Origin of the sequence: Leucobacter sp. cx-328, assembly GCF_014530035.1 — a bacterium.
Lineage (GTDB): Bacteria > Actinomycetota > Actinomycetes > Actinomycetales > Microbacteriaceae > Leucobacter.
The window spans coordinates 356105-371633 of record NZ_JACVMX010000002.1 but is presented as its reverse complement, the minus strand read 5'-3'; the positions used below and the strand labels follow the sequence as shown (position 1 = coordinate 371633).

Genomic DNA, 15529 nt, shown 5'->3' with positions numbered 1-15529 from the left:
CCGGCAACCTCTGTAGGGAGTCACAGACTTCCAGCAACCTCATAGCAAATTGTCAGAGACTAAAAACATGACTACTCAGCACAAGGGCCCCCGTATCCTGATCGTCGATGACGAGCCCAGCATCCGCGAGTTGCTCAGCACGAGCCTCCGCTTCGCTGGATTCGGTGTCCGAGCGGTCGGCAACGGCGCCCAAACCATTTCTGCAGTTCTTGAAGAAGAGCCCGATCTCATCGTGCTCGACGTGATGCTCCCCGACATGAACGGTTTCAGCGTCACCAAGCGCCTTCGGTCGGCGGGCTACACCGCCCCCATCATCTTCCTCACCGCGAAGGACGACACCGAAGACAAGGTCGAAGGCCTGAACGTCGGTGGCGACGACTACGTCACCAAGCCCTTCAGCCTTGACGAGATCATCGCTCGCATCAACGCGGTGCTGCGCCGCACCATCCAGGACGACGAAGAGTCGATGCTCGAGGTCGGCCCCATTTCGATGGACCAGGACACCCACGAGGTCTCCGTCGGCGGCACCCCCGTTGAGCTCTCCCCCACCGAGTTCAAGCTGCTCCGCTACCTCATGCAGAACGCCAACCGCGTGCTGTCGAAGGCGCAGATCCTCGACCACGTCTGGGAGTACGACTTCAACGGCGATGCTGGCATCGTCGAGTCGTATGTCTCGTACCTGCGTCGCAAGCTCGATCCGCTTACCGATGAGTCCCTCATCCAGACCAAGCGTGGCTTCGGTTACATGCTCAAGGCGGAAGCGAAGTAATTGCACCCTCTTCGTACGTTCAGCGAGCGCTGGGCCGATGTTTCACTGCGAACGAAGATCACCGGCGTTACGGTCTTCATTCTCTTTCTCGGCCTCATCGTGGCGGGCGTGGGCACCCTCGGGGTGCTCCGCCCGATGCTGCTCAGCAGCCAAACCGCAACGCTGAACCAGCTTCGGCTGGACCCAACGGCCGCTCTCGCAACAGGTGCCGACATTCGGCAGCTCACCCAAAACGATGTCATCTTCGCTGACGGGCGCTACTACACGGCGCTCCTCAACACCGATGGCACCGTGCGATACGACAACAGCCGCGACGTTGACGGCAAGCACCTGCCACTCGTCCCGTCTGACCTCAACATCTCCTGGGTCGTCGACCACGCCACCGACCTCTTCGAGCTCGAAGCAATAGACGGCACCCACTGGCGAGCTGTCACCATCCCGATCTACTTCGATCAGGAACCGGGCGGCGCCCTCCTCATCGCGGCTTCGACAACCGCCATCAACCAGATGGTCGCCCAGTACGTCATGATCTTCACGTGCTTCGGCATCGCGGTCATTCTGCTCGGCGCCGCGCTCACCCGAGTGCTCGTCACGACGACCTTCCTGCCACTCGCAGAGGTCGAGCAGACCGCACTCGAGATCTCACGCGGCGACTACTCTAAGCGCATCATGGTGACGAGCCCACACACTGAGGTGGGCCACCTCGGCGAGTCTCTGAACACCATGCTCGACAGACTCGATGGCTTCATCGAGGACAAAGAACACACGATTCTCCGTATGCGTCGCTTCGTCGGCGACGCAGGCCACGAGCTGCGCACCCCGCTCGTTTCGGTGCGTGGGTACGCAGAGCTGTACCGCATGGGCGCACTACAGACCGACGAGCAAATCGCGCAGGCGATGGACCGTATCGAGAAGGAAGCCATCCGCATGACCTCGCTCGTCGAGGACCTACTCGCGCTTGCTCGCCTCGACGAGCGTCGACCACTCGAGCTCGCCGCGCTGCCGCTCAACCAGTTTGCGCACGACGCTGCACTCGATGCGGGGGCCCAAGCTCCCGATCGCGCGGTGACTGTCGTGGAAGATCCCACGGACCCCTACGTGCTCGGTGACGAACATCGTGTGCGACAACTCATGACCAACCTCATCGGCAACGCTATGCGTCACACCCCCAACGGCAGTCCCATCGAAATTGCTATTTCGACGCCTGAGGTTCCCGAAGGCGCCGCTCCCGTGGCGTGCTTCGAGATCATTGACCATGGTGAGGGCATCCCCGAGCAGATTCGTGAGAAGATCTTCGACCGCTTTTGGCGCGCGGACACCTCACGCAACCGTGAGACCGGTGGCTCAGGCCTCGGCCTCGCGATCGTCAAGTCAATCGTTGAAGCGCACGGCGGTAAGGTCGATGCGCGCGAGACGCCAGGTGGTGGCGCCACGTTCCACGTGGAACTGCCACTCTCTCCCGTGTCTCAGGACACCGTGCCGATTGGCTCGATCAAGCGGTAGGTTCGTCGACTCTGCCGTTTAGGTGGCGCAACCCTGCGAGAATGGGCGTTGTTGCCGAAAAGGGTAGTTATTCACGCGAATAACTACCCTTTTCGCGTGAACGGGCCCGTTTCGCGGGGGTGAGATGAAACTCACACCGATGCAGGTGATGAGCAGGAGGATCCCACCGAGCAGCGCGCCGCCACGAAATGAGCAATTGTTGTAATTACACGTTTCTTGGGCGCCCGTCTACTGAATGATCTGGCGTGGTTCGGTTCGGTGCATCTACGGTAGCCACGGGCTACACGTGTACACAGCGGTGACGTGGGCTGCGCATTGATTCGTGTCATTCACAGGGTGGCGCTAGTTTTGCGCTGCCGCGGGCGACTTACGCCGCCCTTGCCGACGAGGGCCTTTAGCTGCGCCCATTCTTGGGCGCCCTGATTGGGTCGCGGGCGCGGTGAGCGACCGGCCGTTCTTGTCATTCACGGGGCGGGGCGGGTTGCAGGGTTGTGCGCGGTGAGGGTGCGAATTTTGCGGGGTTTGGGGGGCGAGGGGATTCGAGAGTCGGGCGCCTACAGAAAAGCGGGGGCCGCACCAATCGGTGCGACCCCCGCCAAAAGTGTCTAAGACTTAGAAGTCCATGCCACCGGTGGGATCAGCAACTGCTGCACCTGCGGGCTCGGGCTTGTCTGCAACAACTGCCTCAGTGGTGAGGAAGAGACCAGCGATCGAAGCTGCGTTCTGCAGCGCCGAGCGGGTCACCTTTGCGGGGTCAAGAATGCCCTGCTCGATGAGGTTGCCGTACTCGCCGGTTGCAGCGTTGAGGCCGTGACCGTTGGGGAGGTTTGCTACGCGATCAGCAACAACGCCGGGCTCGAGGCCTGCGTTGAGAGCGATCTGGCGGAGGGGAGCCTCGATAGCGGTCTGAACGATCTTCGCGCCAACAGCCTCTGCACCCTTGAGCTCGAGGGTAGCGAATGCTTCCTTACCAGCCTGGATCAGTGCGACGCCGCCGCCGGGGAGAACGCCCTCTTCGACTGCTGCCTTTGCGTTGCGGACTGCGTCCTCAATGCGGTGCTTGCGCTCCTTGAGCTCAACCTCGGTAGCTGCGCCAGCCTTGATGACTGCGACGCCGCCTGCGAGCTTTGCGAGGCGCTCCTGGAGCTTCTCGCGGTCGTAGTCGCTGTCGGTGTTCTCGATCTCGCGACGGATCTGCTGTACGCGACCCTGGATTGCGTCCTCTTCGCCGCCACCCTGAACGATGGTGGTCTCGTCCTTGGTGATGATCACCTTGCGAGCGGTGCCGAGCATATCGAGCGTGGTGTTCTCGAGCTTGAGGCCAACCTCTTCCGAGATGACCTGGCCGCCGGTGAGGATCGCGATGTCCTGGAGCATTGCCTTGCGGCGATCGCCGAAGCCAGGAGCCTTTACAGCTGCCGACTTGAAGATGCCACGGATCTTGTTGAGCACGAGGGTAGCGAGTGCTTCGCCTTCGACGTCCTCAGCGATGATGAGGAGCTGCTTGCCCGACTGGATGACGGGATCAACAACGGGGAGGAGGTCCTTGATGTTCGAGACCTTGCTGTTGACGACGAGGATGTAAGGCTCCTCGAAGACAACTTCCTGGCGATCTGCGTCGGTGACGAAGTACGCCGAGAGGTAGCCCTTGTCGAAGCGCATGCCCTCGGTGAGCTCGAGCTCGGTACCGAAGGTGTTCGACTCCTCAACGGTGACGACGCCTTCCTTGCCGACCTTGTCGATAGCCTCAGCGATCAGCGCGCCGATCTGCTCGTCAGCTGCCGAGATCGAAGCGGTTGCTGCGATCTGGTCGGTGGTCTCGATCTCCTGTGCGTTAGCGAGGAGCTGAGCCGAAACAGCTGCAACAGCCTTCTCGATGCCGCGCTTGATAGCGATGGGATCGCTGCCAGCCGCTACGTTGCGGAGGCCCTCGCGAACGATTGCCTGTGCGAGAACGGTAGCGGTGGTGGTGCCGTCGCCTGCGACGTCATCGGTCTTCTTAGCGACCTCCTTGACGAGCTCGGCACCGATCTTCTCGAAGGGCTCGTCGAGCTCGATCTCGCGAGCGATCGAAACGCCATCGTTGGTGATGGTGGGAGCGCCCCACTTCTTCTCAAGAACAACGTTGCGGCCGCGTGGGCCAAGCGTCACCTTGACAGCATCAGCGAGCGTGTTCAGGCCACGCTCGAGTCCGCGACGTGCTTCCTCATCAAACGCAATCATCTTTGCCATGTGTTCGCCCTCCTGGACGTTCGTGGATAACCCGTGGCGCAGGGGGTACCCGCGCTCACTTCTAGCACTCAGTCGATTCGACTGCTAACTCCAATTCTGGCACTCGAACCTGCCGAGTGCAAGAAATCTCGCTCGCGGGCAGCGAACAACCAGCATTGCGGAGCTGGCTCCAGAGTCGATGCCGACGCGGGCTAGGCCGCAGGCTCAGCTGAGGCGTCTGCTGCAGCGCCAGCGATAGGCGGCACGGTATCCGAACCGGGCCCCTTGTAGTCTGCGCCGAGTAGCACAACGAGACGCGCGTCGTACTCTGCGTATGCCTCGTTCTGGTAGGCAGCAATACCGCCCAGCTCCTTACCCAGACCGATTGCTGCTGCTTCGTCAGCGGGGTCTGTGTAGAAGACAGCGGAAATCTTGATGTCGTTCGTGTCTGCGGTGATTGCGCCGACAACGGTACCGAGTTTTTCGGTCCGAATAGCGACATCGACGGCTGCAGCTAGTGCACCGTCATTCGCAGTGCCTTCAAGAATGGCAACGGTCGCCTCTGGGTCGAGTTTGCCTGCCACCTGCTGCGTCGAACCGGTCGCTTCCTTCGCGCCCTTGAGCGCAGTGCTCGTCGAGCCAGAACCCAGGGTAAGCCAGAGCACGCCAGCGGTAGTGAGGACCGCAATTCCGAGCACACACGCAATGAGCGTCTGCCACACGAAGCGGGGGCGCGGGTTCACGCGGTGAGCACCAACGCGACCGGAGCGTTCGACAGCGTCGAAGCGGTCAGCCGGGTACTCCTGGCGTGCACGCGTCGTCGCCTGCTTCTGCTCGGTATTGCTTGGCACTGGTTGTTCCCCCATCGCACGGTTCATGTGAACGGGAACACCCGTCGCGTATGTTCAGCGTACAGTGCGCGGCTGCGAGATAGCAGCCGCGCACGATGCTACTTATTCCCGCCGAATCCCGCGAGTGAATCGGGGGCGTACAGCGCACGCGCGAGGCCATCGATGACGTTGGCGCGCTGAGTATAGGAGAACATCTGGGTGTCGTCGATGTCGACGATGCGGTTGTTCTTGCCTGCCGTGGTCTGCGCAATACTCGGCTGCGCCTTGATCAGGCCTTCAACACCGTTAGCGCTCTCGAGACCCTTGGTCATTACAAGGATTACGTCGGGGTCGAGCGCAACAAGTGCCTCATCAGTCATGGGCTTCTCACCCGTCAGGCCGACTTCCTGTGCAACGTCGAGCGCATCAACCGAGTTGATGAGCGAGTCTGCACCAGAGCCTTCACCGAAGAGGTAGTAAATGCCGGCGGTACCGCGTACGTACAGGAACGCGACGCGGGGACGCTTCGATTCATCAGCGGGTACGAGCTGCTCGACCTCAGCCTCTTTTGCCGCAATTTCTGCAGCAAGCTTCTCGTTCACTTCGTCAGCGACCGAGGGAATGCCAAGCGCCGCAGCGATCTGCTTCGACGCATTGAAGGAGGTCTCCGGATCGACTGCGCGATCCACCATTACCACGGGGATGCCCAGGTCACGCAGCTGCAACAGCACGTCGAGCGGGCCGATCGAGCCGTCGGTGAGGATGACGGTCGGGTTCAGGCTCATGATCGTCTCTGCGTCGATCTCGTGGCCGCCCTTGGTGACGAGCGGAAGATCTTCCGAGCCGGGGAAGTCCGTCGAAACATCACGCCCAACGAGGTTGTCGCCAAGGCCAAAGGTGTGGACGATCTCAGCAATCTCACCGGTCTGCGAAAGCGCGATGATCCGCGAGTCATCAGTGACGGTGACTTCCTTATCGCCGCCGCGGTCCTTCGAGACCACGGTTACGGGAAGTTCTGGTTCCGGCGTATTGCTGATCGGCTCAACAACGGGGCCCGAGACCACCACGTTCGTGGGGCCGACGTAGCTTGTGGGATCCGCCAACGGAGTCAACTCGCTCATCGGCGGAAGAGCGATCTCCTCACGCACGGTCGCGTCGGTCGTCCCGGCCTCAGTGCCAACCTGGCAGCCAGTGAGCCCAAGGGTCAGCGCTGCGACGATCGCGAGTGACCCGGTAAAACGTCGACGAACAGCGGTTGTGGTGGACATGATCCCCTTCCGAAAGGCAACTCAGCAAGCCTAACCTTTAGAAGATATGATGAAGTGAGAATTCCCCTGGAGTTTCTGTTGACATCGGCTCCCTTGCAGCCAATCCGCTCAGTTTAGAAAGCGACGTTCGTGCCAAAAAAGCCGTCCGACAGCACAGCTGTGTCGCGTCATTCGCTGCGTACCACCACACTTTTCACCCTGCTGACGGTGGGGCTTATCGCTGCGGTACTCATCTCCGCGGGCACGGGTCAGCTGGCCATCCCACCGTCTGAGGTGCTTGGGTCGATCCTGCACAAGATCGGCATTGACGTCCTCCCGATGCCAACCCATCCCGCTGGTGATGCGACGCTGTGGGGCATTCGCTTCCCACGCATCGCGATGGCCATGCTCGTGGGTATCGGTCTCTCGGTTTCTGGCCTCATCATGCAGGCGATCTTTGGAAACCCGCTCGCTGAGCCCGGTGTCATCGGTATCTCCTCAGGCGCCGCTGTTGGCGCTGGCCTCTCGATCGTCTTTGGCCTCACCATCTTCGGTGAGTGGACAACGGCAATCCTCGCGTTCCTCGCGGGTCTCGCCGCGACATTCACTGTCTACGCAATGAGCCGCGCGGAAGGCCGCACGGAGGTCGTCACCCTCGTCCTCACCGGTATCGCTGTCAACGCTATTGGCGGCGCAGGCATCGCACTCCTCACCTTCCTCGGTGATACCCAGTCGCGTGAGCAGATCGTGTTCTGGCAGCTCGGCAGCTTCCAGGGCAGCCGCTGGTCGCAGGTGCTCGTCATCACGCCGATCATTCTCGTCGGCATGCTCGCGGCCTATTTCTCCGCGCGCAAACTCGACCTCCTCGCGCTGGGCGAGCGCAACGCTCGTCACCTCGGCGTCAACGTTGAGTTGCTCCGTATCCTCATGATTTTCGTTGTGTCGCTGCTCGTTGGCGCATCGGTGGCGTTCGCCGGCATCATTTCGTTCGTTGGCCTCGTTGTGCCGCACTTTATGCGCGGCCTCATAGGCCCGGCACATCTACCTCTCGTGACCGCTTCGGCGCTCGGTGGCGCACTGCTGATGACAGTGGCGGATCTCGCAGCCCGCACCATCGTGCCCATGGCTGAGCTTCCCATCGGTCTGCTTACCGCCATCGTCGGCGGCCCCTTCTTCTTCTGGCTCCTGCGACGAACGCGCAAGCGAAACGGAGGGTGGGGATAATGGCCGGCCGTCACATCGCACTCCCCGTGCCCGTTCCCGCTGGTGAGGTCATCTGCGCGACCGAGAGCGTCTCGCTGATTCGTGGCGGTCGTCGCCTACTCGACGACGTCAACATCGAGCTGCGCGCGGGCGAGGTACTCTCGCTCCTCGGGCCGAACGGCGCTGGCAAGTCAACGCTGTTGAGCCTCATGTCTGGCGACCTCGACCCTGACGCGGGCGCAGTCAAGTTCCACGGCAAGAAGATCTCTGAGTGGTCGTTGCTCGATCTCTCACGTCGCCGCGGAGTCCTGCTCCAGGACAACCAGCTTCTCTTCCCCTTCACCGTTCACCAGGTGGTTGAGATGGGTCGTGCGCCGTGGCGTCGTACCGTCCGTGAAGATGAAGACAACGAGGCCATTGCAGAGGGCATTCAGGCCGCAGATATTGCGCACCTCGGAAGCCGTCGGGTGCCGTCGCTGTCAGGTGGCGAGCGCGCACGTACCGCGTTTGCGCGCGTGATTGCTGGCCGTTCTGGCATGCTCATGCTCGATGAGCCGACCGCGGCTCTCGATCTCAAGCATCAGGAGGCCGTGCTGAGCCTGGCTCGCGCACGCGCCGAGGCGGGTGACGCGGTGATCGTCGTGCTGCACGATTTGAACCTCGCCGCCGCCTACTCTGACCGCATCGCACTGCTTCGCAAGGGCAAGATCGTGGCCTGTGACACTCCTGACGCAATCCTCACGCCCGAGATCCTCACTGATGTGTACGAGACCCCGGTTGAGGTCATTCCGCATCCGGTGACCGGTAAGGGCATCGTCCTTCCGCATCGCGGCTGATTTGTAGGGGGGCGGATCAGCGCCGCTCTGTTCCGAGCAGCCGCGATCCGCCCCTTACACGCAAAAAGGCGGCCGACCCATCTCTGGGTCCGGCCGCCTTTTTGTGCGGTCAGAGGTTACTCTGCAGGAGTCTCCGACGAGGCGGGTGCCTCGGGTGCCTGCTTCTTACGGCCACCGAGGAGCATGCCGCCGGTCACGCCGATGACGACGAGCGCAATGCCGCCGATGGTGATGGGGATCCAGGGGATCTGCTGCTCGGCAGCTGCGGGCTCTGCAACCTCGGCGTTGTCACCGGTCGTCGTGGGCTCTTCAGGCGCAGCTTCGGCCACGTGCGAGCCGAGCTCACAGCCGGAGATGGTTGCGGTGAGGTTGATGGGGTCGAGTTCTTCGCCTGCAACGTACGATCCGTACTCACCGTTGAAGGCTGCTGCGCCCTCGGCAGTGAGGCGGGGAACCGCACCGTCGATCTTGAGCTCGGTGCCCTCGGTCGACAGCGAGGTCGTGAGGTCCATCTTGGCTACGCGCACCGAGGTCGCCTGTACCGCGCTTGCGTCGCCGCTGTCGGTCGCGCCGATTTTCAGTGCGAGGTAGGCTGCGTCTTCGCCGTCGAACTCGATGACGGGGTCAGCGAGATCGAACTGGAGTGCGCCTTCGTGACCGGTGAAGTGGACGGCACCGGTGAAGCTGATGAGACCGTCGGCGAAGTCGCTGGGGAATGCACCAACGAACTTGTCCCAGATGAAGTCGGGAGTCTCGTACTTCATGTCATCGCTGACGGTCCATTCGCCGTTGGCGATGGTGCCGCTGATGTACGCGCGGAAGCGTGACTTCACACCCCAGTGCAGGTTCGCCGATTCGACGGTGCACGTGGTCGCGGCGCTTGCCTCATGGCCCTCGTGAGTCGACAGCGGGGTCGCGGTCGCCATAGCGGGGGTCGCGAGCGCGCCTGCAGCGATGGCCGCGGCGACTGCGAGCTTGGTGCCGGTCGCGGTCGCGCGGCGCAGGGTGTTGGGCTTGTTGTTCATCAGGATGAGTCCTTCCAGACGGTCACACAAATCGTATCGAACAGTTGGGGCCTGCTCACGTTGTCGCGAGCAGGCCCCAGGCTGTATGTGGTGTTATTCGATCGTTCGGCGCTGGCGCACGACGAGTGCCGCACCCACCACTGCGAGGATCAGTAGGACGATCGCTGCAGTCCACCAGAGCCACAGCATGCTGCCGGTCGCTGCGAGGTCGCCCGCAGCTGCCTTCTCGACCGAGGCTGACTGTGCAGTCACGATCTCGTTGCCTGCCGAGGCCTTGGCTTTCTTCGCCTCTTCCTTGCTGAGAACGGTGATCTTGACACCAGCGTTCTTGCTGCCCTGAAGGGTGAGCGTGTGCTCGCCTGGCTTCAGATCCTTGGGGAGGTTACCGATCCAACGAACCACACCGTTTTCGTCTGCGCCTGCCGCATCGTCGAGGACGATCGGATCGGAGTAGACCACGACGAGAATGTCGCGCTCGTTGGGCTCGAAGCCGCTCGCCTCAAACTCAACCTCTGCGCCAGCAACGAGCTTCTTCTTGTCGGTGATCAGCGTGATGCCCGTCGTCGCAGGAGGAGCGTCAGCTGCGGTGCGCTTGGTCGAGGGCGAGGTCTGCTCGGTCGATCCGTAGCTGGTTCCGTTCGCAGCACCTACCGTGAACGAGAGCGGATCGGCCGAGAACGAACCTGCGCCGCTGCCACCGCCGGCTGATCCGCCACCCGAGATGACGCCACCAACGGGGACACCGCTCCAAGTAACTTCACCGTTCGAGCCAACAACCTTGCTTGCCGAACCGAGGTCGAGCGTGAAGGTACGACCGCCAGCGTTCATGGTTGCCGAGCTTGCGCTGTTCACCGTGATGACGGGGTTGCTAAAGGACTCCACCATCGCACCGTGATGACCGGTGAAGGTCACCACGCCCGAGAACTGCACGGTGCCGGTCTGCGACGCGGTGTTCCAGCTGCTCGATGCCTGCGGGAAGACGTACGCCCCGCCGCTACGGCCGACACCATCAGAGGTGACCGAACCCTTGGCGATCTTGCCGGTCGTGTAGCCAGCGAATCCGCTCGAGACACCCCAGGTCAGCGAACCAGGCTGCTTCGAGTTGTTCTGGGGAACCACGATGGGCTTGGGCTTTACGACGGGCTTGGTCGGCTTCGGCTTCGTCGGGGTGGTGGGCTTGATGTTCTCGCCCTGGCCTACGGTGAAGGTGATGTCATCGAACTGCTCGTTCTTGTCGTACTGACCAAACAGGTCAAACGCAGCATCATGCATGGTGGTCTTAGCGCTCTGCCAAGTGACGGCCCCGTTCTTGTCGGTCGTCTTGTCACCGAGCTGAATGTTAACGAACGGGATTCGCTTGCCGTCAGCCGTGATCACAGTCATCACTGCGGTCTTGCTGTTCTTGACAGTGATGATCGGATCCTGAACTGTCAGCGACATCAGTCCACCGTGCGCACTGAAGGAGACGCTACCGGCATAGCGAACCTCGCCAGTGGACTTGGCAGCGTTCCACTTGCCACCGGTCTGCTGCGGGAAGTTGAAAATGTTGCCGTTCTTGCTCGCAACACCCTTCTTATCGAGGGTGATGGTTCCACCAGCGCTAACGACGTAGTCGGTGAAGCTCTTCTTGATGCCCCACTGCATGCCGCCCTTAGTCTTTTCAGGCTTAGGCACCTCGGGCTCAACCGGCTTCGTTCCCTTGAAGTTCACGAGGGTACGAAGCTCCTGATCAGCGTTCGCGGTGTTGACGCCACCTGCGTAGGTGTAGATGCCGTACTTGCCGCTTACGAGGGGGTTCGTAGGCTGCTTCACGGTGATCGTCGCCTCGAAGCTTCCGCTCAGCGGGTCAAGTTCAACCCACTGTTCCTTGACAGCAGGCCGGTGCTCTTCGGGAACATCATTTTCAAGAGTGTCCTTAGCGAGGAGCCAGGCACGACTTTCCTTATTCCAGGTGCGCTCAGAGGACTTGATTCCCTGCGAAGGCTCCCAGCTGTCAGCAAAGCTGCCAAACACGACGAAGGTGCCCTGTGGCTTATCCTTCGGAATCGGCTCCCCCATACCGCCCTTGTTCGCGTAGGGGTCAAAGCCACTGCCCTTGATGACGAGTTTGTCGCCTTCGTAAACAGGATCGTTTCCAAGAGGGGTCTTGCCGTCAGCCTTGTAGACGCGGAACTCGGGCGCGCCCATAGCGCGTTCGTTGTCTACGTAGTTGAGCTTAAGCTTCAGCTCCTGATCAGCGTTGTTGACGCCGCCTGCTGCAAACGTGTAAATGCCGTAGTCGCCGAGAAGAATCGATGCCGCAGTTCCGGGGTCCTTAAGCGTAAGCTTCGCGGTCCAGGTGCCATCGTCAGCGAGTTCAACCCATTCACCCTTAAGTGATTCCTGGGTCTCGGCGCTGAGCTGCTTCATGACATTTTCTGACAACGCCCATCCCTGCGGGCCTCTCGCCCGATCCTTCGAAGACACTCCAGCTGAGGGCTTCCAATTCTGAGCAAACTTTCCGAAGACGACGTAGCTGCCCTGAGGCAGGTGGTTCGGGATTGGCATCCCTCGGCCGCCGATGTTTCCCTCGGGGTCGAAGTCCAAACCCTTAATCGTAAGAACGTCACCCTTGTAAACGGTTGCGTTCTGGCGAAGAGGCGTTTCCGAGTCGCCGAGGTAAACCTCGATCGACGGCTTCCAAGCCTTCGGCAGGCTCGAGGTCGACATGGTGATCGACGAAGCAGCCTTACCGTTGTAACGACCAAGACCACCAGGGGTCAGCGGGTTCACAAACGTGGTCGCAACACTAGTCCAGGTGCGAAGAGCATCTGCATCAGCCGCAGTGCCCAGAGCTGCAATCGTTGCAACCTCGACGCGAGCGATCGACTCCGCGCCAACGTTATCCGCGGTACTCATCTCTGCGCTCAGCGTTGCCGAACCATCTGCTTTCACAGTCACACGAGGGTTCTGCATCGCAATGTAGATACCGTGCTTCGGGCTGCTCCACTCAACACCACCGGTGTAATTAATAACGCCGGCCCCGGTCTTGGGATTGTACGAAGTCGATGCAGCCTCTGGGAAGTTCACAAGACCGTTAGCGCCACCAGTTGCTCCGCCGAAGGGAGTCACAGCGCCACCAAAGGCGTTCAGGTAACCAACCCAGCTGGATTCGAAGTTCCAGCTCAGCTCGCCACCATCAACACGAACATCCTCAAGCTTCGTGGGAAGCTCCGGCATTGATGCCGACATCGTGATCGGCGAAGCAGCCTTACCGTTGTAACGGCCAAGACCACCAGGGGTCAGCGGGTTCACAAACGTAGTCGCAACACCAGTCCAAGTGCGAAGATCATCAGCATCAGCTGCGGCGCCCAGGGCGGCAATCGTTGCTACTTCAACGCGAGAAGTCGAGTCCGCGCCAGTGCTATCCCCCGTGCTCATCTCTGCACTCAGCGTCGCCGAACCATCAGCGTTCACCGTCACACGAGGGTTCTGCATCGCAATGTAGATACCGTGCTTCGGGCTGCTCCACTCAACACCACCGGTGTAATTGATCACGCCGGCCCCGGTCTTGGGGTTATACGTAGTCGATGCAGCCTCTGGGAAGTTCACGAGACCGTTAGCGCCACCGGTCGCTCCACCGTAAGTAGTCACAGCGCCACCGAAGGCGTTCAGGTAACCAACCCAGCTGGATTCGAAGTTCCAGCTCAGCTCGCCACCATCAACACGAACATCCTCAAGCTTCGTTGGAAGCTCCGGTGCGTAGGTCGAAAGAGTGATCGGCGAAGCAGCCTTACCGGCGTAGCGGCTGAATTCAGCGAGAGGGAGAGAAGCAGCAAAAGTTGTAGGGACAGCAGTCCATGCGCGAAGGTCATCTGCGTCAGCTGAAGTACCAAGTGCGGGAAGCGTAGCGATGTCTGCACGTGCCACGCTACCTGCGCTGCTTGCGTTCGTGGTGCTCATCTCGACACTCAACACGGCAGAACCGTCAGCAGCTACCTTCACCTGCGGGTTCTGCATAGCAATGGCAAAGCCGTGTGCAGAGTTGCTCCACTCGACACCACCGGTGTAATTAATCACACCAGTACCGGTCTTGGGGTTGTACGAGGTTGAAGCAGCCTCGGGGTAGTTAATGAGACCCTTTTCACCAGCGGTCGCACCACCGTAAGGAGTGATTGCACCGCCAGAACCAAGGAGATAGCCAGCCCAGCTATCGAGGAAGTTCCAGCTCAACTGGCCACCGTTCTCGCGGAGCGCCTCGAGCGACTCAGGCAGTGCAGCCTTCGCAGCACGCGCGGCAGTCTTCGCTGCGGGCTTCTCAGTCGTGACTGCCTTGTCTTCTGCAGCTGCAGCGTCCTCGGCGTCGGTAGCGGGAGCCTCGTCAGTCACCGCACCAGCGTCTTCGGCCGGTGCTGCGTCGCTGCCCTGATCCGTCGACTCGTTCTGCGCGTCACCCTCGGTCACCTCGGGCGACGAAGTTTCGCCAGCCGCGGGAGCCGTCTCGGCCTCTACAGCGGGAACCGATTCCTCAGTGCTTGCAGCAGGAGCTTCACTGACTGCGGTGGGCTCAGGTTCGGCTGCGTAGGCTGCTCCGCCACCAACGAACGCACCTCCGGCCACCAAGGCTGAAACAAGCACCGCGGCGACCGCACCACGCGCTTTCAAACGGGCAAACATGCGCAAGAAACTCCCTGCTAGAGACTGATGATTTTCAAGATCAGAGGGTGGTTAGGCTACCCTTACTCACTTGAACCATCTATTAGTCTGACGAATATCATCTGATGATGCAAGTTCGCACACTAATTTGAGACAATCCGTGAGGCAGGGACTGGCATCTCTCGCCTACACTGAATGCATCACTACGGGGAGGAACACACATGAGCAAGCCAATCGAATCTGCCGATTACCCGCTGCAGCGCAGTGGCGAAGAGTGGCGCAACCAGCTTTCGGCGACCGAGTTTGAGGTGCTTCGTCAGGGTGGCACTGAACGTGCCTGGACCGGCGAGCTACTCGACGAAGAACGCGCTGGCCTGTACACCTGCCGCGCGTGCGGCAACGAACTGTTCCTCGCTGGCACGAAGTTCGACTCCGGCTGCGGCTGGCCAAGTTTCTACGAGAGCATCCGCGAGGGTGCTGTCGAACTGCTTGAGGATCGCTCGCTCGGCATGGTCCGCACCGAAGTTCGCTGCGCCAACTGCGGCTCGCACCTCGGCCACGTCTTCCCCGATGGTTTCGGCACCCCGACCGGCGACCGGTACTGCATGAACTCTGTTTCGCTTTCGTTCACCCCGGAGGCGGAGTGACCCCCGCACAGTCTCCCGCGGTTGTTACCGAAAGCGCGCCGGCGCTTGCCGCGATCCGCGCCCGCCGATCACATTCAAAGGTGACGCCGCAGGCACCCACGACCGCGGAGCTGCAGGCTCTCATCGAGCCACTGGCGTCGGTGGCGGATCACGCAACGCTCCGTCCGTGGCGTTTCATCGAGCTGCGTGGCGACGCCCGCGAGGCGCTCGGATTCGCACTCGCGGAGGCAGCGGCTGAGGCTCGCACCAGTTCCCTCTCCCCCGATGCGGAGTTCAAGAGCACCGCAAAGTTCTTGTCGAAGGCGCAGCGGGCCTCGCTCGTGCTCGCGATCGTGGTGAGTCCGCGCACGCATCCCAAGGCGCCGCTCTGGGAGCAGGAAGCTGCTGCGTCAGGTGCCGCGCACCTGCTCGGCCTCGCACTCCACGAGGCGGGCTGGGGCTCGATCTGGCGGAGCGGACCGCATACCCGATCCGCGCCCGTGCACCGCGCGCATCGACTCGCGCCAGAAGAGTATCTGCTCGGCTGGCTCTACATCGGTGGCATTCCTGCTGATGAAGATCGGCCGAAGTTCCGGCGCGCGCTCGATCTCAATCGCGCGCTGACCGAGCTGTAGCGCCGCGTC

At 61.4% G+C, this 15529-nt stretch carries 11 protein-coding genes; 6 read left to right on the top strand and 5 right to left on the bottom strand.

Annotated elements, in window-relative coordinates; translation table 11 throughout:
• Positions 1 to 67 precede the first annotated feature (67 nt).
• Together ICL81_RS04290 and ICL81_RS04285 are read left to right on the top strand one after the other, a co-directional pair.
• Positions 68 to 769, top strand: a complete 702-nt coding sequence (locus tag ICL81_RS04290; protein ID WP_188023382.1) for a response regulator transcription factor — start codon at positions 68 to 70, stop codon at positions 767 to 769.
• Positions 770 to 2272 (top strand): HAMP domain-containing sensor histidine kinase, encoded by a 1503-nt coding sequence (locus ICL81_RS04285; RefSeq protein WP_188033720.1) that lies wholly within the window; start codon positions 770 to 772, stop codon positions 2270 to 2272.
• A gap of 612 nt (positions 2273 to 2884) precedes the next feature.
• Here ICL81_RS04285 and groL read toward each other — a convergent pair.
• From groL to ICL81_RS04270, 3 genes are all read right to left on the bottom strand, one after another.
• On the bottom strand, positions 2885 to 4504 hold the full coding sequence (gene groL, locus ICL81_RS04280; protein ID WP_188023385.1) for a chaperonin GroEL: 1620 nt from the start codon (positions 4502 to 4504) through the stop codon (positions 2885 to 2887).
• 191 nt (positions 4505 to 4695) lie between these two features.
• Positions 4696 to 5334, bottom strand: a complete 639-nt coding sequence (locus tag ICL81_RS04275) for a LytR C-terminal domain-containing protein (RefSeq protein WP_188033719.1) — start codon at positions 5332 to 5334, stop codon at positions 4696 to 4698.
• Between the two features lie 98 nt (positions 5335 to 5432).
• Entirely contained in the window at positions 5433 to 6581 is a 1149-nt protein-coding gene (locus tag ICL81_RS04270) for a hemin ABC transporter substrate-binding protein (protein ID WP_188033718.1), read from the bottom strand.
• A 159-nt stretch (positions 6582 to 6740) separates the two neighbouring features.
• On the opposite strand from ICL81_RS04270, the gene ICL81_RS04265 reads away from it, so the two are divergent.
• Both ICL81_RS04265 and ICL81_RS04260 read left to right on the top strand, forming a co-directional pair.
• Positions 6741 to 7784 (top strand): iron ABC transporter permease, encoded by a 1044-nt coding sequence (locus ICL81_RS04265; RefSeq protein ID WP_188033717.1) that lies wholly within the window; start codon positions 6741 to 6743, stop codon positions 7782 to 7784.
• Positions 7784 to 8599 carry a heme ABC transporter ATP-binding protein gene (locus tag ICL81_RS04260; protein WP_215394743.1) on the top strand — a complete coding sequence of 272 codons (816 nt, stop codon included), beginning with the start codon at positions 7784 to 7786 and terminating at the stop codon, positions 8597 to 8599. Before ICL81_RS04265 ends, ICL81_RS04260 begins: the two co-directional genes overlap by 1 nt.
• 116 nt (positions 8600 to 8715) lie before the next feature.
• On the opposite strand, the gene ICL81_RS04255 is transcribed toward ICL81_RS04260, so the two are convergent.
• A complete protein-coding gene (locus ICL81_RS04255; RefSeq protein WP_188033715.1) occupies positions 8716 to 9624 on the bottom strand; it encodes an HtaA domain-containing protein in 909 nt (302 codons plus the stop codon).
• 93 nt (positions 9625 to 9717) lie between these two features.
• Complete coding sequence (locus tag ICL81_RS04250; protein WP_188033714.1) at positions 9718 to 14280, bottom strand: HtaA domain-containing protein; 4563 nt, start codon at positions 14278 to 14280, stop codon at positions 9718 to 9720.
• A 200-nt stretch (positions 14281 to 14480) separates the two neighbouring features.
• On the opposite strand from ICL81_RS04250, the gene msrB reads away from it, so the two are divergent.
• Together msrB and ICL81_RS04240 are read left to right on the top strand one after the other, a co-directional pair.
• Positions 14481 to 14906 carry a peptide-methionine (R)-S-oxide reductase MsrB gene (gene msrB, locus ICL81_RS04245; protein ID WP_188033713.1) on the top strand — a complete coding sequence of 142 codons (426 nt, stop codon included), beginning with the start codon at positions 14481 to 14483 and terminating at the stop codon, positions 14904 to 14906.
• Positions 14903 to 15520, top strand: coding sequence for a nitroreductase family protein (locus ICL81_RS04240; protein ID WP_188033712.1), 618 nt, complete (start codon positions 14903 to 14905; stop codon positions 15518 to 15520). The genes msrB and ICL81_RS04240 overlap by 4 nt, the downstream gene beginning before the upstream one ends.
• Positions 15521 to 15529 lie beyond the last annotated feature (9 nt).